The sequence below is a fragment of the Acidiphilium sp. PA genome, assembly GCF_026191915.1.
In the GTDB taxonomy this organism is placed as follows: domain Bacteria; phylum Pseudomonadota; class Alphaproteobacteria; order Acetobacterales; family Acetobacteraceae; genus Acidiphilium.
Window position 1 is genome coordinate 686 of sequence record NZ_JAIMBY010000006.1, and the last position, 19,729, is coordinate 20,414.

At 67.2% G+C, this 19,729-nt stretch carries 18 protein-coding genes and 1 pseudogene; 5 read left to right on the plus strand and 14 right to left on the minus strand.

Going from position 1 to position 19,729, the window contains the following annotated elements; all coding sequences use genetic code 11:
• Positions 1 to 621 (plus strand): annotated as a pseudogene (locus AruPA_RS09790) (IS5 family transposase); the annotation flags it as partial.
• 355 nt (positions 622 to 976) lie between these two features.
• Here the strand turns inward: AruPA_RS09790 and msrB are convergent.
• From msrB to AruPA_RS09815, 5 genes are all read right to left on the minus strand, one after another.
• Complete coding sequence (gene msrB / locus AruPA_RS09795; RefSeq protein WP_265636495.1) at positions 977 to 1,378, minus strand: peptide-methionine (R)-S-oxide reductase MsrB; 402 nt, start codon at positions 1,376 to 1,378, stop codon at positions 977 to 979.
• 83 nt (positions 1,379 to 1,461) lie between these two features.
• Positions 1,462 to 3,237, minus strand: coding sequence for a DEAD/DEAH box helicase (locus AruPA_RS09800; RefSeq protein ID WP_265636650.1), 1,776 nt, complete (start codon positions 3,235 to 3,237; stop codon positions 1,462 to 1,464).
• A 135-nt stretch (positions 3,238 to 3,372) separates the two neighbouring features.
• Entirely contained in the window at positions 3,373 to 3,840 is a 468-nt protein-coding gene (locus AruPA_RS09805; protein ID WP_265636496.1) for a DUF427 domain-containing protein, read from the minus strand.
• Position 3,841: 1 nt separating this feature from the next.
• Positions 3,842 to 4,246 carry a VOC family protein gene (locus AruPA_RS09810; protein ID WP_265636497.1) on the minus strand — a complete coding sequence of 135 codons (405 nt, stop codon included), beginning with the start codon at positions 4,244 to 4,246 and terminating at the stop codon, positions 3,842 to 3,844.
• A 139-nt stretch (positions 4,247 to 4,385) separates the two neighbouring features.
• Entirely contained in the window at positions 4,386 to 5,744 is a 1,359-nt protein-coding gene (locus AruPA_RS09815; protein ID WP_265636498.1) for a carbohydrate porin, read from the minus strand.
• A gap of 390 nt (positions 5,745 to 6,134) precedes the next feature.
• On the opposite strand from AruPA_RS09815, the gene AruPA_RS09820 reads away from it, so the two are divergent.
• Entirely contained in the window at positions 6,135 to 7,340 is a 1,206-nt protein-coding gene (locus AruPA_RS09820; protein ID WP_265636499.1) for an ROK family transcriptional regulator, read from the plus strand.
• A 348-nt stretch (positions 7,341 to 7,688) separates the two neighbouring features.
• On the opposite strand, the gene hpnE is transcribed toward AruPA_RS09820, so the two are convergent.
• From hpnE to hpnA, 5 genes are read right to left on the minus strand one after another with little or no spacing between them, the layout of a single operon-like run.
• Positions 7,689 to 8,921, minus strand: coding sequence for a hydroxysqualene dehydroxylase HpnE (gene hpnE, locus AruPA_RS09825; protein WP_265636500.1), 1,233 nt, complete (start codon positions 8,919 to 8,921; stop codon positions 7,689 to 7,691).
• Positions 8,918 to 9,775 carry a presqualene diphosphate synthase HpnD gene (hpnD, locus tag AruPA_RS09830; RefSeq protein WP_265636501.1) on the minus strand — a complete coding sequence of 286 codons (858 nt, stop codon included), beginning with the start codon at positions 9,773 to 9,775 and terminating at the stop codon, positions 8,918 to 8,920. The genes hpnE and hpnD overlap by 4 nt, the downstream gene beginning before the upstream one ends.
• On the minus strand, positions 9,772 to 10,638 hold the full coding sequence (gene hpnC, locus AruPA_RS09835) for a squalene synthase HpnC (protein ID WP_265636502.1): 867 nt from the start codon (positions 10,636 to 10,638) through the stop codon (positions 9,772 to 9,774). The genes hpnD and hpnC overlap by 4 nt, the downstream gene beginning before the upstream one ends.
• A complete protein-coding gene (locus AruPA_RS09840) occupies positions 10,635 to 11,759 on the minus strand; it encodes a glycosyltransferase (protein WP_265636503.1) in 1,125 nt (374 codons plus the stop codon). Before AruPA_RS09840 ends, hpnC begins: the two co-directional genes overlap by 4 nt.
• Complete coding sequence (gene hpnA / locus AruPA_RS09845; RefSeq protein ID WP_265636651.1) at positions 11,756 to 12,790, minus strand: hopanoid-associated sugar epimerase; 1,035 nt, start codon at positions 12,788 to 12,790, stop codon at positions 11,756 to 11,758. The genes AruPA_RS09840 and hpnA overlap by 4 nt, the downstream gene beginning before the upstream one ends.
• Positions 12,791 to 13,353: 563 nt before the next feature.
• On the opposite strand from hpnA, the gene AruPA_RS09850 reads away from it, so the two are divergent.
• The 3 genes from AruPA_RS09850 (at position 13,354) to AruPA_RS09860 (ending at position 15,918) form a co-directional block, all read left to right on the plus strand.
• The gene (locus tag AruPA_RS09850; protein ID WP_265636504.1) at positions 13,354 to 14,343 is read left to right on the plus strand and encodes a lysylphosphatidylglycerol synthase domain-containing protein; all 990 of its coding nucleotides are present in this window, start codon (positions 13,354 to 13,356) and stop codon (positions 14,341 to 14,343) included.
• Positions 14,344 to 14,413: 70 nt separating this feature from the next.
• On the plus strand, positions 14,414 to 14,671 hold the full coding sequence (locus AruPA_RS09855; RefSeq protein ID WP_029311132.1) for a GlsB/YeaQ/YmgE family stress response membrane protein: 258 nt from the start codon (positions 14,414 to 14,416) through the stop codon (positions 14,669 to 14,671).
• Between the two features lie 44 nt (positions 14,672 to 14,715).
• A complete protein-coding gene (locus AruPA_RS09860; protein WP_265636506.1) occupies positions 14,716 to 15,918 on the plus strand; it encodes an acyltransferase in 1,203 nt (400 codons plus the stop codon).
• Here the strand turns inward: AruPA_RS09860 and AruPA_RS09865 are convergent.
• From AruPA_RS09865 to hemC, 4 genes are read right to left on the minus strand one after another with little or no spacing between them, the layout of a single operon-like run.
• On the minus strand, positions 15,860 to 17,047 hold the full coding sequence (locus AruPA_RS09865; RefSeq protein ID WP_265636508.1) for a heme biosynthesis HemY N-terminal domain-containing protein: 1,188 nt from the start codon (positions 17,045 to 17,047) through the stop codon (positions 15,860 to 15,862). The genes AruPA_RS09860 and AruPA_RS09865 overlap by 59 nt on opposite strands.
• Positions 17,047 to 18,042 (minus strand): hypothetical protein, encoded by a 996-nt coding sequence (locus AruPA_RS09870; protein WP_265636510.1) that lies wholly within the window; start codon positions 18,040 to 18,042, stop codon positions 17,047 to 17,049. The genes AruPA_RS09865 and AruPA_RS09870 overlap by 1 nt, the downstream gene beginning before the upstream one ends.
• Positions 18,039 to 18,737 carry a uroporphyrinogen-III synthase gene (locus tag AruPA_RS09875; protein ID WP_265636511.1) on the minus strand — a complete coding sequence of 233 codons (699 nt, stop codon included), beginning with the start codon at positions 18,735 to 18,737 and terminating at the stop codon, positions 18,039 to 18,041. The genes AruPA_RS09870 and AruPA_RS09875 overlap by 4 nt, the downstream gene beginning before the upstream one ends.
• The gene (gene hemC, locus AruPA_RS09880) at positions 18,730 to 19,728 is read right to left on the minus strand and encodes a hydroxymethylbilane synthase (protein ID WP_265636512.1); all 999 of its coding nucleotides are present in this window, start codon (positions 19,726 to 19,728) and stop codon (positions 18,730 to 18,732) included. Before hemC ends, AruPA_RS09875 begins: the two co-directional genes overlap by 8 nt.
• Between the last annotated feature and the right edge of the window lies 1 nt (position 19,729).

Below are 19,729 nucleotides of genomic sequence, written 5' to 3' on the forward strand. Positions count from 1 at the left end.
GGCGTGCCGGGCGGCCGAAGCCACCAGAACTGGCTGACCGACAGCTAGTGCGGCCGACACCCGCTGCGGAGGGCAGGCCGATAGAGGGCGCGGACGTACTGGTCCTGCACTAACTACGAGGCGTCGCCCACAGCCGGCGTGATCGACAGCCAGTCGGTCAAGACCACCGAAGCCGGCGGGCCGTGCGGGTTCGATGCCGGAAAGAAGATCAAGGGCCGCAAGCGCCACATCATCACCGATACAATCGGCCACCTCGTCGGTGCGATCGTTCATCATGCCGGCATTCAGGATCGGGATGGGGCGCCCGACGTGCTCAAATCGGTCAAATCCCTGTATCCCTGGTTGCGGCACGTGTTCGCCGACGGCGGCTATGCCGGTCCCAAACTCAATGGACGCCTCGCCAAAATCGGCAAATGGACCATACAGATCGTCAAGCGCTCCGACACCGCCAGCGGGTTCGAACTCCTGCCGCGACGCTGGGTCGTGGAAAGAACCTTCGCCTGGTTCGGCAGATGCCGACGTCTTGCAAAGGATTTCGAGGCCACCGTTACCAGCGCCACCGCATGGCTCTTCCTTGCCCATATCCGCCTGCTCACACGGAAAATCACACGCAACCGATAGCCGCACTGCCATTCAGATTCGGGCTCTGAGAGCAAGTAAGGGCAGGGGCTCTCCCTCCGGAGCCATTCCAGCGATGAAGAGCATCGCTGGAACCTTCGGCTCCTCCGCCCCTGGACCCCGTTAAAGGCGGAGCCTTTAAAATCCATTAGTTTTAGGCAAGGGGAGGGCGACCCAGGCCAGATCGACGGAAAGTCCCAGGCAGCGCCCTCCCCTTGCCTAAAACTAGCGGGTTCTAAGGGATCGAGGCGACCGTGGCCGAAGGCCGCGTAAGCGCCGAGATGCCCTTAGTGGGGGTCGAGGGAGCAAAGCTCCACGCCTTGCTTACTCTCAGGCACCACCCCACAAGCGTCCGGTATCAGGCTGGGGTGAAATTCATGGCGATGCCGTTGATGCAGTAGCGGTGGTGGGTGGGGGCGGGGCCGTCGTTGAAGACGTGGCCGAGGTGGCTGCCGCAGGTGGCGCAGTGGACTTCGGTGCGGACCATGCCGTGGCTGCGATCGGTCGTGGTGGCGACGGCGTGGGGGAGCGGGGCGTCGAAGCTGGGCCAGCCGGTGCCGCTTTCGAATTTGCCTTCGGTGTCGAACAGCGGGGCATCGCATCCGGCACAGGTGAAGCGGCCCGGGCGTTTTTCGTGCAGGAGGGCGCAGGTGCCGGGGCGTTCGGTGCCGTGGGCGCGCATGACGGCGTATTGTTCGGGGGTGAGTTTCTGACGCCATTCGGCGTCGGACAGGACGAAGCGGTAGGTGGATTGTTCCATTGGTGTGGCTCCTTGGGTCCGGTGCGCGGCGTTGCAGACAGTGTGGGGATGGTCAGCGCGCGATCAAGGCGCCGGCGGCGGGCTCAGGCGCCGGATTTGGCCTTGTTGCGCCGGCGGCGGGCTTGTTCGTTGGGTTTGACGGGATCGGTGCCGGTGGTTTTGAAATGGGGTGGAGTGGCGGCTTTTTTGCGCCAGGGCGGGGGTGCGCCCGGCTTGCGGGTGCCTGGGCGGGTGGCGCCGATCGCATCCGGCGTGGGGCCGGTGGTGGTTTCGATGTGGATTTCGGGGTTGTTGACCGCGATGACGGATTTCATGAAGTCATCGGCGACGGATTGGTGGATTTCGAATTTGGTTTCACGGTCGAAGATGCGGATGGCGCCGATATCGCGTTTGGTGACGCCGCCGACCCGGCAGATCAGGGGGAGCAGCCATTTCGGATCGGCGTTCTTGCGGCGGCCGACGTCGGCGCGGAACCAGACCATGGGGGCGCCGCCCGGGGTGGCGGTGTGGTGGCGGGGTTCGCGGGTATTTTCGAAGCGGGGGCGGTCCGGCGGGAGGGGCGAGATATCTTCGGGTGAGGGCAGGCGGCCGCGGTAGAGGCGGATGAGGGCGGTGGCGATGGTTTCGGGCGTGTAGGTGCCAAGCAGCTCGCGGCCGGCAGTGAGATCGTCATCGAGCGGCGGTTCGGTCAGCAGCGGGTCGGTGAGCAGGCGGGCCTGATCGCGGGCGCGGATGGAGTCGGCCGAGGGTGGTTCGTCCCAGCTGGCCTTGATGTTGGCCGAGGCGAGCAGGGCTTCGGCCTGGCGGCGGCGGCTGTTGGGCACGAGCAGGACGCAGAGGCCTTTGCGTCCGGCGCGGCCGGTGCGCCCGGAGCGGTGGGTGAGGATGGCCTTGTTGTTGGGCAGGTCGGCGTGGATGACCAGATCGAGGTTGGGCAGATCGAGGCCGCGGGCGGCGACGTCGGTTGCGATGCAGACGCGGGCGCGGCCGTCGCGCAGGGATTGCAGGGCGGTGTTGCGTTCGGTCTGACTGAGTTCGCCGGAGAGGGCGACGACGGCGAAGCCGCGTTCCTGCAGGCGACCGTGCAGCTGGCGGACGGCTTCGCGCGTCGAGCAGAACACGAGGCAGCCGCCGCGTTCGTGAAAGCGCAGCAGATTGACCAGGCCGTGTTCGATTTCATGGGCCGCGACGCGGATGGCGCGGTATTCGATATCGGCGTGGGGCTGGTTGCGGGCGACGGTATCGATCCGGAAGGCGTCGCGCTGGTACTGGCGGGCGAGGGCGGCGATTTCGCGGGCGATGGTGGCGGAAAACAGCAGGGTGCGCCGCTCGGCGGGGGTGGTGCCGAGGATGAATTCAAGCTCGTCGCGAAAGCCGAGATCGAGCATTTCGTCGGCTTCGTCGAGCACGACGACTTTCAGGGCGCTGACATCGAGGTGGCGGCGTTCGAGGTGATCCTGCAGGCGGCCGGGGGTGCCGACGACGATGTGGCAGCCGGCGGCGAGGGCGCGTTGTTCGCGCCGGGGGTCCATGCCGCCGACGCAGGAGACGACGCGGGCACCGGTGAATTCGTAGAGCCAGGCGAGTTCGGCGTGGACCTGGATTGCGAGTTCGCGGGTTGGCGCGATGATCAGGGCGAGCGGGGCGGTGGGCGGCGGGAGGGCGCCGTCGTTCATGATGGTGCTGGCGAAGGCGAGGCCGTAGGCGATGGTTTTGCCCGAGCCGGTCTGGGCGGAGACCAGCAGGTCGCGCCCGGTGGCGTCGTCGGCGAGGACGGCGCTTTGGACGCTGGTGGGTTCGATGTAGCCGCGCGCGGTCAGCGCGCGTTGCAGCGCGGGGATTTCGATCGGGAAATTCATGACGGGATCGGTTTCGGCGGGGGAGTTCATGGGGGCTGATAGCGCGCGGGCGATCGTGCGGCAACCGGTGCGATCGGCTGGCTGCCGCCCGTTATCGGAGGCGTTTTACCATCTCATCATGCCGGAGGCGCGTCTTCACCACCCCATCGTGCCCGGACTGCCTTTGAAGGGGCCGATCAGATTGGCGGTGACCCAGCCGCCGTAGAAGCCGCCGGGCTGCGGGGTGACCTGTTCATCGCCGACGAAACAGGCGTCGACCTTGCCGGCGTAGACCGCGAGGTAGTCGCGGATCGGCATGAAAGCTTGTGTGGGGGTTGGGTAGCTCCAGGCGGCGTCGACCGCGATCCGGTCGCCCTGGCGCAAGGACCAGTAGGAGGCGCGGCCTTTCCATTCGCAGAAACTGCCGCCGCTGCGGGGTTCGATGCCGCAGGAGAAGGCGGCGCGCGGGAAGTAATAGACCGGCGGGTGGCTGGTTTCGAGCACGCGAAAGCCTTCGGTCGTTGCGGCGATGGTGGTGCCGTTGAAGTCGATGTGGAGCGGCAGCGGGACGGGTTCGAGCCGGGGCGGGCGCGGATAGTCCCAGACGTTTTCGATCGCTGGCATGTCAGGCCGGCTCGGCCCAGGGGTCGTAGGAGCCGAAGCTCCAGATGTTGCCTTCGCTGTCGTGTGTTTCGTAGCCGCGGCCGCCGTAGTCGTTGTCGTGCGGTGGGGCGATGATGGAGGCGCCGGCGGCGCGGGATGCTGCGTAATGTGCATCGGGGTCGGCGATGACGACGTAGATCCAGAATTTGGCGCGTCCGCTGGGGGGTGAAGCGGTTTCGTGCGCATGGGGTGAGCTGACCATGACCATGCAGCCATTCAGGACCAGTTGGGCGTGCGCGATTTCGTGCGGTTGTTCGCCGGGTACGACGATGTGGCGCTGAAAGCCGAAGGCGTCGCAGAGGAATGCGATACCGGCGGGGGCATTTTCATAGACGAGGCCGGGGATGATGGCGGGGCGGAGGGCCATGCTGAAACTCCATTCCTGCAATGCGGTGATGGTTCAAATCACATGGGGCGGCAACGGGCAAACGGAATGTGGTCCGGGTATAAAAAAACCCCGGGGACTGGCCCCGGGGTTCGTGGTTCGATCGCGTGATCGGTACCGGTTACGACTTGGTCGGGATACCGAACAGGGTCGGCAGATCGACGTAGAGCTGGATGCCGAACACGGCAGAGTTCGGCAGGTTGTGGGTCGCGTAGGTCGAGAAGCCCTGGCCGTCGGGATTGATGACGTACTGGAAGTTCGGCATCACGTTCAGCCATTTGTTGACCTGAATGGCGTAGTGGATTTCGGTCATGATCAGATTGTGATCCGGCCGGTCCACGCCGCCTTCGGCGAGGCGGGTCTGGTACAGCGAGTTCAGGTAGCGGTTGTTGTAGTGGAGACCGCTGACCGCGAGGCCGATGTTGTCGTTGGGGCGGCTGGCGAGCGGGCCTTCCCAGATCATGCCGGCTTCGGCCTGCAGGTTCGAGACCTGTTTGCCGCCGGCGGTGCCGACCATGGCTTCGCCGAACAGATAGACACCGCGCGGCGAGTTCGGTGCGGTCTGATAGACCATTTGCTGCGCCTGGGCGTAGATCGCGGCCCGGCCGAACTGGGTGTTCGGGCTGTAGAAGGCGGCATTGTAGTGGGTGCGATCGATCAGGGCGCCGACATCGTAACGGTTATTGGCGATGGCACCGGGGGTTTTAAACTTGTAGCCCAGTTCGATTGGCAGCATGTAGCCGCTCGATCCCGCCGTGCCGAAGTAGAAACCGTGATGGGCATCGGGGTTCTGGTTGTTGGTGGCCTGATAGGCCCCGACCTTGAAGTAGACGTTCGGGGTCGGCGTGATCAAAAGGCGACCGCCCCAAACCGAAATGGGGTAGAACGAGGTCGAGACAATCTTGCCCATGTCCGGCGGATTGCCGCACAGCGCGTTCGACTGGAAGTCGCAATAGAACGAGGAGACGTCAAAGCTGTCGCCCACATCGGTGCGGCCGAACTCGATATCGGCCATGTTGTTGAAGAACTTCTGTTCATAGGTCAGAATCGTCAACTGCGCGGTTTGTCCGCCGCCGTAGATCTGCTGGACCGAGACGCTGTTGTTGATCGCATCGAACGCGAGCGCGCGGCCATGGCGCTGGGTGAACAGCACATGGAACGAACCGCCCTGGATGCCGGCGAGTTTTTCCATGTCGAACGTCGCGCCGAAGTTGAGTTCGCCGGCGTAATCGGTCCCCTGGCGCTGACCGCCGCTGACCGAACCCGCGAATTCACCGAGGTAGCGCGAATTCAGATAGATGCCGTCGTTGTAGAGCGACTGGCCGAGGCTTTGGATCGGCGAGGGTGCCAGATTGACCTCGGGCGCGGCCTGCTGGGCCTGGGCGGGGCTGCTGACGCCAAGAACCGTTGCGAACAGGGCTGCTGCGGCGAATGTGCCTGCGAGCCGGTTCCGGAGCTTGGCTGGTGGGTTATGGTTCAAAACGGACCTCCATGTTGCGTGACTTTAGTTTGCGGCGAAACCTGTTTTGGTGGCGCAAAGACACCCCGGTACCGCGCCATCGGCGCCGGGCAGGACCTGGTGATGGCGGCTGCAAGGCAGCCGCCGAGTGGGCGCGGGCGATGGGAGCGCCGCGCGGGAAACATGCGCGGCGTGTGACAGAGCAGTGGTGATTGCGTGTGTCATCGTTTCGTCCCCGCTTCGATCCACGCAATTTAAAACATCATGTAGCTTGCGTGAATTATTTTTACTCTTTAAAAAACCCTTAATGAGGAGCGTCTGCGGTGTCAATGCGAAATTCAACCGGCCGGCGAAACGCCGTGCCGAAGCCATGAAACCGGCTGGAATCGCACTCGGTTTCGCGCCCGCCACATGAGTCGCACGCGTGTCAATTCGGCGCTGATCCGGCGCATCAACACGGGCCGGCTGTTTCACATCATTCGCCAGAATCCCGGGATTTCGCAGCAGAAACTCTCGCAGCAATCCGGCATCGATCCGGCGACGATTTCGATTATCATTACCAATCTGGAAGCAACCGGCATTGTGCGCCGTACCACCGATGCGCCGACCGGGCGCGCCGGACGGCCGACGGTTGCCTTGAACATCGATGCGCGCGCGGGATTTCTGGCCGGGATCGGGATCGAGCCGGATGCGATCCGTATTACGCTCGCAACGATCGACGGGACGGCGTGCGCCGATGTTACCGTTTCCGGCAGCACCGAGCCAGAACGGGCGGCGCTGGCGGCGCACGAGGGGGTGCTGGCGGCGCTGCGCAGCGTGAAGGCCAGGCGCGATGCGTTGCTGGGCGTTGGCATCGCGCTGCCGGGGCTGGTCTCGCTCGACGGCAGGGTGGTGTTCGCGCCCAACCTCGGGTGGCGCGATCTCGATATCGCGGCGATGTTGGCGCGGCATCTGAAATGCCCGATCCGGCTGGAAAACGACGTGAAGGCGGCATCGATCGCCGAGCATCTGTTCGGGGCGAGCCGCGACATCACCGATTTCGTCTATATCATGGGGCGGTCGGGCATCGGCGGCGGTTTGTACATGATGGGCGAGGTGTATCGCGGGCCGCATGGTCTGGCCGGCGAGATCGGCCATATGAAGATCGTGCCGGGTGGGCGGGCGTGTGGTTGCGGCGCGCGCGGCTGCCTCGAGGCTTATGTGTCCGAGCGCGCAATTCTGGCCGAACTGGCGGCGAAGGCGCATCCGGCGCGGGATGTTGCGGGGATTTTGCGCGGCTTTGAGCAGGACGATGCGATCATGCATGCGGTGCTGGGCGAGGCCGGCTATTACCTGGGGCTGGGGCTGGCCAATCTGATCAATATCGTGAGTCCACGCCGTATCGTGCTGGGCGGCAGCCTGGGGCGGCTGGCACCCTGCCTGCTGCCGGCCGCAATGGACTCGCTGCAAGCCAATGCGCTGGCCGCGATCATGCGCGATGTCGAACTCGTGGTGTCCGTGCTCGGCGACGATGCCGCGCCGATGGGCGGTGTCGCGCTCGCGCTGCATCAGTTTCTCGATGATCCGCCGATCAGACTGGGGCGCGGCCGCGACAGCGGGGCTGCGCTGCCCGCGTGATACCTTCGCGCGTGCCTCCGATATCGTGCATTGATGATCCAGCCGACCGGCCAAATTCCATTTCCCCCTGGGTTTGCTGTTCTTTGTAGTTTTGTGACAAATCTACCCGGGTGCTGGTCGGGTCAAGCCAATTTTGTGGAACTTGGCCCGAACGGCTGCAAATACTTGCAGGTGTTGCAAAATTACCGGTGTTTTCAACAACGACAGCGCGGCTGACTTGGTTTCGGTCCTGTCACGACGATGCCGTGTGGTGCGGCGCAGTTCGGGACGGACCGGCGGTCGGGCGCTGGCGCAGGGCGCGGTTCGACCGGTTGGTTTTCGGGTTGGCGGAACACCGTAACCGGCGTGCTACGTCATGGACGCGGCGGTTTCGCCTGAGCGGATCGCGCCTTCGATGGTCGAGGGCAGGCCGGTTGCGGTGTAGTCGCCGGCGAGTTTCAGGTTGAGCAGGCGGGTGGCAGGACCCGGGCGGCGGGCGAGTTGGGCGGGCGTGGCGGCGAAGGTTGCGCGTTTTTCGCGCACCACCCGGTAGGGCGGCATGGTGCGCGGCAGGCCGAAGCCGCGCCGGAGATCCGACCATACCTCGGCCGCGAGGGCTTCGGAATCGGTATCGAGCCGGTCGTTGGCGGCGCTGATCGTGACGGAGACGACCTCGGTCTTTTCGAATACCCACTCGGCGACGCCACCGAGCAGGCCGTAGAACCCGGCCTTGCCGGGATCGATGCCCGCGCGGAAATGCAGGTTGAGGATGGCTTCGAACGCGGTGGGCACGATCAGGCCGGGCACCAGCTCGGCCGCGACCCAGGGTGGGGTGGCGAGGATGACGCGGTCATCGGGGTCGATGATTTCATCGACGTTCGGGCCGACCAGACCGGTGACGCGATCGGCCGAGACAGTGAGCCCGGCGACGCGCGCGCCAAAACGGAACGCGGCGCCGTGCGCACGCAGGAAGGCGAGGGCGGGATCGACGAAGCTTTCCGACAGCCCGATCGCCGGGTAGCGCGGCATCGAGGCGGCGCCGCCGCGCGCGATGCTTTCAGCGACCACGGTGGCGAGCGGGGCGGCGGCGGCGATGTCGGGCTTGGTGTTGAGGGCTGCGATCGACAGCGGTTCGAGCAAGCGATCGTACAGCGGGCCGAGCGTGCCGAGCAGGGGTTCCACCAGATCATCGGGTTTGGCGCGTTGCAGGCGGCGCAGCGCCCAGTAGTCGCGCGGGCTGGTGCCGGGGACGCGCCAGGTTTTGCGCAGCACCCACCACGGTGTGGCGCCGCGGTTGAGGCGCAGGGTCCAGGCCGTACCCGACACCAGGTCGATGAAGGGGAACAGCGGTTTGTCCGGGCCGACCAGCGTATCGGCCGCGCCGATGCGGTCGAGATAGGTCATGGTGGAGCGATTACCCGACAGCAGCAGGTGGTTGCCGTTGTCGAGCCGGCAGCCGAGCGTGGCATCGTCGTACGAGCGGCAGCGGCCGCCGCCCCATTTCGCCGCCTCGTACAGGACGACGCTGACCCCGCGCGCGGCCAGCGATGTGGCGGCAGACAGGCCGGCCATGCCAGCGCCGATGACATGCACCCGGCTCATCGGCGGCGATCGGTGAGGAGGAACAATTGCGCGGCGAGCAGGAGTTTGCGCGCGGTGGACAGGCGGGGCCGGCGCTCGGGGTGGGCGAAGCCTTCGCGCCGCATCCGGCTGAGCAGGGGGCGGTAGGCGCCAGCCATCATGCGGGCGGGGCGCACCGCGCGCGGGTTGCACAGGCGCATCGCCTGCGCGGCGGCGGCGAAATGGGCTTCGGCCTGGGTGCCGATGGCAGCCATCGCGCGGGGCAGGCCGGGGTTGGTGAGGATGCGTGACGCATCGAGCGGTACATCGGCTGCGAGCAGGGCTTCGCGCGGCAGGTAGATGCGGCCCCGCGCGGCATCCTCCGCGACGTCGCGCAGGATGTTGGTGAGTTGCAGGGCGCGGCCGAGATGATGCGCGACATCGTCGCCGGCCAGGGAAACCTCGCCGAACACGCGGATGGCGAGGCGGCCGACCGCCGAGGCGACGCGGTCGCAATAGAGATCGAGAAATGCGGCATCGGGGGCGATGATCGGCGCGCCGGCGTCCATCGCCATGCCATCGATGATCGCGTGGAAATCCTCGCGGCGGAGGGCGTAGCGCAGCGAGGCGTCGCGCAGAACGCGGGTGACCGCATCCTCGCCGCCCGCGGCGAGGCGGTCGATGCGGCCACGCCAGGCGTCCAAGCCCGCCTGTTTGGCGGCGAGCGGGGCGTCTTCATCGGCGATGTCATCGACCGCGCGGCAGAACGCGTAGATGCCGTACATGGCGACGCGGCGGCGCGGTGAGAGCACGGCCATGCCACGGTAGAACGAGGTGCCGGCGGCGCGGGTCGCCGCGGTGACGGCGGCGGCATCCTCTGCGGCGCGTTCGTTCATCCGAGCGTCCGGGTCAGGCCGGCGAGCAGGGCGGCGGCGGCATCGGCCGGACGCAGTTTCACCCGCATCGCCAACGGGTCCTGCCGGCACAGGCGGGCGTGCAGGCGGCGGGCGAGGGTGAGGATGACGGCGGTTTCCACCCGCAGGCCGGGCGCGCGGACCTGGCCGGGCAGGGGGGTTGCGGCGCGATTGAGGTCGGCGGTTGCCGCCAGCATCGCATCGAGCACGCGGCGCAGGGCGGGGGATGTCGCGGGATCGGTCACGGCGGCGGCGGTCAGGCCCTCGTGGGTCAGCCAGTCGTCCGGCAGGTAGGAGCGGTCGAGTGCTGCGAAATCCTTGGCGCAATCCTGGATGTGGTTGAGCACCTGCAGGCTGGCGCACAGCGCATCGGAGGCGGGCCAGCTTGCCGCGCTCTCGCCGTGCAGCGCGAGCACGTAGCGCCCGACCGGGGCGGCGGAGTAGCGGCAGTAGTGCATCAGCTCGGCCCAGGAGGCGTAGCGGTGCTTGGTCGCGTCCTGGCGGAAGGCGATCAGCAATTCGGTGGCGTGGACCGGATCGACCCCGGTTTCGGCGAGGCTGGCGCGCAGGCGGAGTGCCGAGGTCGAGCCGCGATCGGTCGCACCGGTCAGGACCGCTTCCATCACATCGAGCCGGGCGATCTTGTCGTCGGGTTGCAGCGTCGGGTGGTCGGCGATGTCATCGGCGTTGCGGGCGAAGGCGTAATAGGCGTGGACGTGGCGGCGCAGATCGCGCCGGATCAGCCAGGAGCCGACCGGGAAATTCTCGTCGCCCTTGCCCTTGCCGGAGGCCAACTCGACATCGCCGCCGGCCGCCTGGTTCGGGTTGGTTGCTGTCACGCTCATGTCTGCGCCCCGTAATCGCGGTTTTTCCACGCCGCCCCGGCACCGCGCGCGTAGCGCCAGGCCGAGGCGATGGTGGCTTCGATATAAATGAGCGCGATCAGCGGCAATGCCAGCGCCCAGACCGCGGGCAGATGGTAGCGGCGCAAGGTGGGTTGATAGCTCAGCACGGCGAGCCCGCAGGCGAGCAGGCCGCACAGCCGCACCGCACCGGCACCGAACAGCAGCGCCAGGGGTGGTGCGAGCCAGACCAGGGCCATGCCGAGGATGGTCAACGCGAGGAGTGTATAGGAATAGCGCAGCTGGGTGAAGGCGGTGCGCGCGATCATCGCGCGGATGTCGCGATAGTGCGGATAGGGGCGGATCGAGCGGGCTAGATTGCTGTGACCGAGATAGATCGCACCCGCCTGTTTGACCCGCTGCGCCAGGGTGACATCGTCGATCAGGGCGCGTCGGATGCTCGCGATGCCGCCGATGCGCGCCAACGCCGTGCGCCGGATCAGAACGACGCCGCCAGCCGCCGCCGCCGTGCTTGCCAGCGGGTCGTTCACCCGCGCGAACGGATAAAGCATCTGAAAGAAATAGACGAAGGCGGGGATCAGCGCGCGTTCCGCCGTGCTGGTGCAGTTCAGCCGGACCATTTCGGAGACCATGTCCAGCCGCGTGCCGCGCTGGGGCGTGCTGATCCGTGCCATCAATGTGGCGAGATGGCGGGGATCATGCGTGATGTCGGCATCCGTCAGCAGCAGGAACCCGGCGTCGCTGTGGCCGACGCCCTGGTCCAGCGCCCATAATTTGCCCGACCAGCCGGGCGGTTTCGGCGCAGCGGTGATCAGGTGAAAGCGCGGATCATCGCCGGCCGCCGCAAGGGCCGCGGCGGCGGTGCCATCCGTGCTGCCATCATCGACCAGAAACAGCCGGAGCGGGCCGGCGTAATCCTGCGCCAGCAGCGAGGCGACCACCGCGGCGATGCTGCCCGCCTCGTCGCGCGCGGGCACGATGATGTCGACCGGCGGGGCTTCGGGGGGGCGTTCGGGCGCCAGCTCGGGCGTGCTGCGCCAGAAGTTGCCGTGCAGCGCATAAAGATAGAGCCAGATCAGCGCGGCCAGACCGGCGATGATCATGAAACCGCCAGCACATCGGGGTGGAACCGCGCGCGGTCGAGCAGGCCGCGCCGGCTGAAATCGGCCAGCGCATCACGCACCGCGATCGCGGCCGGGCGGGGTGCATAACCGAGCGCGCCGATCGCCTTGGCCGAGGAAAAGAACATCCGCTTGCGCGCCATGGTCAGCGTATCGCGCGTCATCAACGGTTCGGTGCCGGAAAGGCGCGCCCATGCCTCCATGGCCGCCGCCAGCGGCATCAACGGGCCGATCGGCAGCTTCACACGCGGCGGCTTGCGGCCGGCCAGGCGGGTGATCAGGCCGATGATGTCCGATAGCATCAGATCCTCGCCGCCGAGAATATAGCTCTCGCCCGATCGCCCGCGCTGCAATGCCAAAAGATGCCCCGCTGCGACATCGTCGACATGCACGATGTTCATGCCGGTTTCGACATAGGCGGGCATTTTGCCGCGCGCGGCATCGAGCACCATGCGCCCGGTCGGCGTCGGTTTGATGTCGCCCGGCCCGACCGGCGCCGTGGGGTTGACGATCACCACATCCAAACCCTGTGCGGCGAGCGATCGCACCGCCACCTCCGCCTCGTATTTCGAGCGCTTGTATGGGCCGACGTGATCGGCCGCCTCGTTCGGCGTCGCCTCGTCCGCCGGCGTCCCATCGCCGATCAGGCCAAGGGCGGCCACGCTGCTGGTATAGACCACACGCTCGACACCCGCCGCCTGCGCCGCACGCAACAACGCAACCGTGCCGTCGATGTTGATCCGCCGCATCGCCGCCGGGTCCGGCACGAACAAGCGATAATCGGCGGCAACATGAAACACATACCGACACCCCGCCACCGCGCGACCCAACGACGCCGGATCGGTCAAATCGCCCACCACACGCTCGCCCGCAAGCCCGGCCAGATTGGTCAGATCACTGCCCGCCCGATGCATCAGCCGCAGCGAAATCCCCCGCTCCGCCAAGGCACGCGCTACCGCCGCCCCGACAAACCCCGTCGCCCCCGTCACCAACACCAGCCCCGCCGCCGCAATACCGCTCACACCCGCACCCACCACTCCAAAACCCAATCCACACCCGCGCCGCATACCGGCAAAACCCCCGCCCTGCAAAAAATACCGGCGCGTGGGGCCGGGTGGCGGGGGCGTTGCCTGGAGGAAGTAAGGCCAGGGGCTCTCCCTCCGGAGCCATTCCAGCGATGAAGAGCATCGCTGGAACCTTCGGCTCCTCCGCCCCTGGATCCCGTTAAAGGCCCCGCGGGCAAGATGCCCGCTATCATACGATGAGGCGCGCGACGCGCGCCGGGCTTTAAAATCCATTCGTTTTAGGCAAGGGGAGGGCTGTCCAGGCCAGACACGCGATAAGTGCGAGGTAGCGCCCTCCCCTTGCCTAAAACTAGCGGGTTCTAAGGGATCGAGGCGACCGTGGCCGAAGGCCGCGTAAGCGCCGAGATGCCCTTAGTGGGGGTCGAGGGGGCAAAGCCCCCCGCCTTGCTTTCTCCCGGCGGCACCCCGGCCACCCGGCCCCACGCGTCGGTATATTTTGCAGGGTGCGGTGGGGTTTGGTAGGGGGTGGGGATGCGGGATGGGGGTTTTTGGTGAGTGGGTTCAGGGGGTGGCCGGCGGCGTTTGCTTTGCTTGGGCTGGTTTTGTTTACGGCGACGATTGCCTGGCTGGGGTGGGGCGGGGTTGTGCGGGCGATCGACCGGGTGAGTCTGGTTGGGTTTGCGGTGTATTTTGGTGTGCAGCTGGTGGTGATTGCGGGTTTGGCGGGGGCGTGGCGGCTGTTGCTGGATCGGGCGCAGGGCGGGCGGTATTGGCTGTTGTATTATGGGCGAATGGTGCGGGATTCGGCGGGTGAGTTTCTGCCGTTTTCGCATGTTGGCGGGTTCGTGTTGGGCGGCCGGGCGATTGCGTTGGGCGGGGTGAATGTGGCCGCAGCGACGGCTTCGACGCTGGCGGACATCACGGTGGAGTTTCTGGCCGAGCTGGTTTTTATCGCGACGGGTGTTGTGTTGCTGGCGCGGCTGGCGCCGGGCAGTGATTTGCTGGTGCCGGTTGCGGGCGGGCTTGGGGTTGCGGTGTTGGGGGCGGCGGGGTTTTTGCTGGTGCAGCGCGGCGGCGGGTGGGTGTTCCGCGGCCTTGCGATGCGGATTGCCGGGCGTTCGGCGGACGGCGTGACGGTGCGGCTGGAGCGGTTGCAGGCGGCGATCGATGCGATTTATGCCCGGCCGGGGCGGATTTTTGCGGCGGGGTTGTTGCATCTGCTGTGCTGGTTTGCAGCGGGCGTGACCTCCTACGTAGCGTTTCATGCGCTGGGGACCGCGATCAGTCTGGTTGATGCGTTGACGATCGAGGCATTGCTGCATGCGATTCTGGCGGCGGGTTTTTTCATTCCCGGGCGGATCGGGGTGCAGGAGGCGGCGTACACCCTGCTGGGGACGATTTTCGGGATTCCGCCGGATATTGCGTTGTCTGTGTCGTTGTTGCGACGGGCGCGGGATCTGATCATTGCGGTGCCGGTGTTGCTGGTATGGCAGGGGATCGAGGCGCGGCGGCTGCATCTGGCAGGCACCGACATTCGTTGAGCGTGGCGCACGGGTATGCCATAAACCGGGGTACGTGATGACATCGAGACTGCCATAAGGAGCGTGCCCCATGGGATTGCTGGCTATTATCGTTCTGGGTCTGATCGCCGGCTGGATCGCGAGCCTGATTGTGGATAACGCGGGCAAGGGGCCGCTGGTGGACATGGTGCTCGGCATTATCGGCGCGCTGGTCGGCGGCTCGATCTTTTCGGCGCTGGGCGCGGCACCGATCACCGGGTTCAATTTATATAGCCTGTTCGTCGCGGTGATCGGGTCGGTGGTGGTGCTGGTGGTGTATCACGCGATTTCGGGGCGGCGTCGCCTCTGATTTTGGTTTAGTTCGACTTAAGGTTGTGCTACTACCGCGTCATCATGGCGCGGTTTCATTTTGATTCGCCCAGGCAGACGATCGGCCGGTTGACCCGGCTGGATGGCCTGCGCGGTGTGCTCGCCGTTTATGTAATGCTGGGGCATACGGCGCCGTTCATTCCATGGCCGCCGACGGTCGGGCGCGTGATCGAAGCCTTGGTCAGTCACGGACTCGCGGCGGTAAATCTGTTTTTCGCGTTGTCGGGATTGGTGATCGTGCAGTCGATGGCGCGGTTTGGCGGGCGGGCGCGCGCGTTTCTGATGGCGCGGGGATGGCGGTTGCTGCCGGTGTATTTCGTGGTGCTGGTGCTGGCGACGGTTGGGCTGGCGTGGCGGTCGCCGTTCGATGTCATGCCCTGGGTTCATGCGGGCAACGTGGAGTATCAGTTTTGGGAGGGCGCGCTGCCGCACCCCGTGTTTGCGCATATCGTGCTTCATCTGGCGTTGCTGCAGGGATTGATGCCGCATGGTGTGCTGCAAGGTCTGGAGTTTTCGTTGCTCGGGCCGGCCTGGAGTTTGTCGACCGAGTGGCAGTTCTATGTGGTGATCGCCCTGGTGATGCCGCTGGTCGGCAGTGACGATCGGGGGTTGCGGCGGCTGGTATGGCTCTGTTTGGCGATGGCGGTGGCGGGGCGGGGTTATGCGGCGATGATGCCGTTGGATTGGCGGTTCCATCGGGCGTTTCTGCCGAACGAGGCGGCCTATTTCGCAATCGGGATTGCCGCGGCGCGGTTGTGGCGCGGGGGGGCGGGGCTGCTCGGGTTCGGGGCCGCGCTGGTGGTGGCATCAGGGATCGGTGCCAGCCATGGCAGCGGGTTTTCAATGATCGCCAAGGCGTTGCCGCCGCTGGTCTGGGCGGTTGCGGTCGCGGCTCAACGCAGGCCGGATCATTGGCTGGTCCGCCCGATCGCCCGCGCGCTGGATCATCCGGCCGTGTTGTGGCTGGGGGCGATTTCCTATCCGTTGTATCTGGTCAACGAGCCGGTCGGCCGGGCCTTGGCGGTCGTGGTGGGCGGGGCGGCCGGGGGTAATCCGGTATGGTTTTCACTCATGTGGGGCCCGCTGACGCTCGCGGGATCGATCGGGGTGGCCGCGGCGCTGCACTACACCATCGAACGGTGGTGTCTTGATTGGGCGAAAGCGCGGATCACGCCGCCGGCTGCGGTGACGCCAGCAGTACAGTCGCCGGGTCCGGCGGCGGTTTGACCCAGCCGAGGCTGCCGATCGTGCCGCATTTGCGGCAATTGGCCTGCCATTCGGCGTGTCTGGTGTCGCAGGCCGCACAGACCCAGGCGCTGCCGGCGGCGGCCATCGCGCGGGCTTCGTGGCGCTGGGCCTCGCCGGCCAGGTCGGCCGCTCTGGCGGTGCGGGCGAGCAATGCCTCGCTTTCCGGATGACCAGGATTGGCGCTGGCGAGTTTCTGCGCGGCGCGGGCGCGATCGAGCGGCAGGTTGATCGCGGTCAGGTAGGCAGCGGCGAGATCCGGGTGTGGGGCGGCTTTCCAGCCGGCGACCAGGGCGCGTTTGGCGCGCCACAGATGACCCGCGCGCTCGTGCGCGGCGTAGAGCGCGAGATAGGCGGGGGCGAGTGCCGGAGCGGCGCGGACGGCTTCGCGCGCCCAGTCGATTGCCAGCCGTTCGCCCTCGGCGGTGCGGGATGCCATGATCGCGAGGGCCGCGCGGGCCGCGGGGTCGGTCGCGAGGCGTGCGGCGTCGGCGTAGAGACCCTGGTTGAAGGCGAGTTGCACGCGCTGGTCGCGCAGCCAGGCCGAATTGGGATAGGCGACGGCGGCCTGGCGGGTCTGCGCCTCGGCTTCGGCCAGGGCGGCGGCATCGCCACCGCCCTGCGTGCGGTGTGTGACCAGACCGCGCCAGCCGAGAAACCCGGCGTCCTTATGGCGGGCCAGGGCGGCGAAATGCCGGTCGGCGGTGGCGTGATCGCCGGCACGACGCGCGGTTTCACCCGAGACGTAGAGGGTGAGTGGGGCGTCGGGCGCCTGGCGCTGGGCGATGCGGGCGTGGTTGACGGCGGTGCGGTCATCGCCGGCGGCCATGGCGGACAGGGCGCGGAGGGAGGCGGCATCGGCGTTGTTGCGGCGCGCGAGGCTGCGGCGCGCGGCGACCCGTGCGGGCGTGCGCAGCAGGGCGCGGATGATGCCGACGAACAGGATGAGGATGACGACCAGGATGGCGAGCAGCAGGATGGCGATCGGTGTCGAGGCGGTGGCGGCGTAGCTGCCGAAATCGACCGTGATGTGCCCGGGCAGCATCGCGACATACCAGACCACGCCGAGCACGATCAGGGCGACGATGGCGAAGCCGAATGCGCGCAACATCAGTGCGACCCCGCCGCGCCGGCGGCGGGCGACGCCGCCATGGTGGCCAGGGCGGTCCGCGCCGCGACGAGGTGGTTTGCCCTGGTGATCCAGGGCGCCATCACCGCTGCGGCGCCTTGGGGCAGTGGTTTCAGAGCGGTCAGTGCAGCGGTGAGATTGTTGTGATCGAGGTCGGTCTGCGCGGCGCCGAGGATGCCGGCGGCGCGGCTGCCGACCAGCACGCGCGCGTTGTGGCGGATGGTGACCATGCTTTCCACCCGGCCCTTGACCCGCTGCCAGAAGCCGCCGGATGCCGCGACATCGCCGCCTGCGACGGCAGCTTTCTGCGCGTAGCCGGGGAAACTGGCCTTGAGGCCGGCGAGGGTGGGCGGAGCGGTGGTCGCGTAGCGGACCAGGGCTTCCGGCGCGTTGGGAATGGTGCCGAGCGGCATGCCGTTTTCCAGCGCGAGGCTGGCCTGGGCGAGTTGCGCCAGCATCTGCGCCTTGGCGACCTGCTTGGGCAGGTCGGCGGCATTGGTCTGCAGCGTGGCAAGGGCGGCGTGATCGGCGAGGGCGGTGGTCGAGAGCGAGGCGATGCCGGCCTGCATGGTCTTGATCTGATCGGCCAGGGCGCTCGGGATTTTGGTCTCGACCTTGACCTGGGGTGCCGGTGGCGCCGGTGCGGGGCGGTTCGCGAGGCCCGCGACCTTGGTATTGATCGTTTCCAGCCGGGATTGCAGGGTCGCGACCTCGGATTTCAGGCTGTCGACCTGCTGATTGAGGGCCGCGATCGTGCCGGTCTGGTCGGATGCGGTGCCCTGGGCGTGAAACAGCCAAGCCTCGCCGGCCGCGAGCAGCAGGAACAGGACGATTCCGGCCACGATCGGGCCGCGATTGTCGGTGCGTTCGGGGGTCGCGGCGGGCGTTGCGGCCGGGTCCCCGATCGGGGCGGTGATCGGATGTTCGACAATCGGGTCGCCTTGCGGCGGTATCGGCTGGGTCTCGGGTTCGCTCATGGCAGTATCGCTAGCATGTGATCCTGATCCGGTGAAATCGCCGCGCGGATGGCGTGGAACGGCAGGCGGGTGAGGGGGGCGGCGGCGGCGGGGCTGATCGCGATGGCGATGGCGCGGCGGAGGGTGCCGGCGAGCGATTCGTGATCGATCAGGCTGACGAAGCGGCGGGCCGTGGCGGGGGAAAAGATCATGACGCGATCGACCGCCTCGGCGGCGAGGGCGGCGATCGCGGCGGCGGCGAGACGTTCGGCGGGGCGCGAGCGGTAGACGACGCGGCGGGTGACGCGAAACCCTGCCGTGCGCAAGGCGGCGGTGAGTTCAAGACTGTGACCGGCGCCGCAGGGCAGCACGATGGCGGCGCGCGGCGGGAGTTTCCGTGCGACCAGCTTGGCCAGGTCCCGCGCCGTGCCCGAGGCGCTTTCGACCGTGATGAAACCCATGTCGCGCGCACGGGCAGCGGTGGCATCGCCGACCGCGAACAGCGGGATGGCGCGCCATGCGGCGGGCAGGCCGGGCAGTGCCTGGGCGCTGGCGATCACGATGGCATCGCATGTGTAGGGCAGGCTGGCGGGCAGGGCTTCGATGTCGAGGCAGGGTGAGAGCACCGGCACGTGGCCGCGGGCGCGCAGCAGATCGGCCGTGGCGGAGCCGCCGGGCTCGGGCCGCGTGACCAGGATCGTCAGCGGCTCAGTCAAGAAAGATATCGGCCGGGCTGTCGCGCCGCAGGGAGGCGCCGAGTTCCCGTCCCAGGCGTTCGGCATCGGCGGCATCGGCGGTTTCGCTGCGTTTGAGCAGGAAGCTGCCGTCGGCACGGGCGGTCAGCCCCGTGAGATGCAGCGTGCCATCCGGCAGCAGACGGGCATAGCCGCCGATCGGCGTGCGGCAGGAGCCATCGAGGGCGGCGAGCAGGGCGCGCTCGGCGGTGGCGACGGCCTTGGCTTCCTTGTCCTCGATCATGGCGAGCAGGTGGCCCAGGGCGGCGTCTTCCGCGCGCACGGTGATGCCAACGATGCCCTGGCAGGCGGAGGGGACCATCGCTTCCGGGTCGATCGCGGCGGAGACCTCCGACTCGAAGCCGAGGCGGCGCAGCCCGGCGAGGGCGAGCAGCGTGGCGTCGAACTTGCCGGTGCGCGCGGCATCGAGCCGGGTGCGGACGTTGCCGCGCAGCAATTCCATTTTCAGATCGGGCCGGGCGTGCAGCAGCTGCGCCTGGCGGCGGACCGAGGAGGTGCCGATGCGGGCGTTGGCGGGCAGGGCCGACCAGATTTCGGCACCGTCCTCGATTTTGTATTCATCGGACAGGATCAGCGCGTCGCGGGCATCTTCGCGCTTCATGGTGCAGGCGAGGATGATGCCTTCGGGCAGCGTGGTTTCCAGATCTTTCAGCGAGTGGACGGCGAAATCGATTCGCTTGTCGAGCAGCGCCTCGTGGATTTCCTTGGCGAACAGGCCCTTGCCGCCAAGATCGGCCAGCGGGCGGTCGAGCACCTGATCGCCCGTGGTGCTGATGATCTCGGCGGCAAAGGCATCCGGCGCGTAGCCGAGTGCGGGACAGATCTCGCGCAGGGCGGCCAGGAACATCTCGGTCTGTTTTCGCGCGAGCGGCGAGCCGCGGGTGCCGACCCGCAGGGGCAGGCGGCCGGTATGGGGGGCGACTTTCGGTGTAGCCGTGGTTTCCTGGTCCATG

What these genes read in the sequence shown, in the direction of transcription:
- AruPA_RS09805 (WP_265636496.1), bottom strand. Translation starts at nt 3,840, where the DNA reads ATGCCAGCGATCGAAAACGTCTGGGACTATCCGCGCCCGCCCCGGCTC.
- hpnE (WP_265636500.1), bottom strand. Translation starts at nt 8,921, where the DNA reads ATGAGCCGGGTGCATGTCATCGGCGCTGGCATGGCCGGCCTGTCTGCC.
- AruPA_RS09860 (WP_265636506.1), top strand. Translation starts at nt 14,716, where the DNA reads ATGGCGCGGTTTCATTTTGATTCGCCCAGGCAGACGATCGGCCGGTTG.
- hpnC (WP_265636502.1), bottom strand. Translation starts at nt 10,638, where the DNA reads ATGAGCGTGACAGCAACCAACCCGAACCAGGCGGCCGGCGGCGATGTC.
- msrB (WP_265636495.1), bottom strand. Translation starts at nt 1,378, where the DNA reads ATGGAACAATCCACCTACCGCTTCGTCCTGTCCGACGCCGAATGGCGT.
- hemC (WP_265636512.1), bottom strand. Translation starts at nt 19,728, where the DNA reads ATGGACCAGGAAACCACGGCTACACCGAAAGTCGCCCCCCATACCGGC.
- AruPA_RS09810 (WP_265636497.1), bottom strand. Translation starts at nt 4,246, where the DNA reads ATGGCCCTCCGCCCCGCCATCATCCCCGGCCTCGTCTATGAAAATGCC.
- AruPA_RS09800 (WP_265636650.1), bottom strand. Translation starts at nt 3,237, where the DNA reads ATGAATTTCCCGATCGAAATCCCCGCGCTGCAACGCGCGCTGACCGCG.
- AruPA_RS09865 (WP_265636508.1), bottom strand. Translation starts at nt 17,047, where the DNA reads ATGTTGCGCGCATTCGGCTTCGCCATCGTCGCCCTGATCGTGCTCGGC.
- AruPA_RS09870 (WP_265636510.1), bottom strand. Translation starts at nt 18,042, where the DNA reads ATGAGCGAACCCGAGACCCAGCCGATACCGCCGCAAGGCGACCCGATT.
- AruPA_RS09840 (WP_265636503.1), bottom strand. Translation starts at nt 11,759, where the DNA reads ATGATCATCGCCGGTCTGGCCGCGCTGATCTGGCTCTATCTTTATGCG.
- AruPA_RS09855 (WP_029311132.1), top strand. Translation starts at nt 14,414, where the DNA reads ATGGGATTGCTGGCTATTATCGTTCTGGGTCTGATCGCCGGCTGGATC.
- hpnD (WP_265636501.1), bottom strand. Translation starts at nt 9,775, where the DNA reads ATGAACGAACGCGCCGCAGAGGATGCCGCCGCCGTCACCGCGGCGACC.
- AruPA_RS09820 (WP_265636499.1), top strand. Translation starts at nt 6,135, where the DNA reads ATGAGTCGCACGCGTGTCAATTCGGCGCTGATCCGGCGCATCAACACG.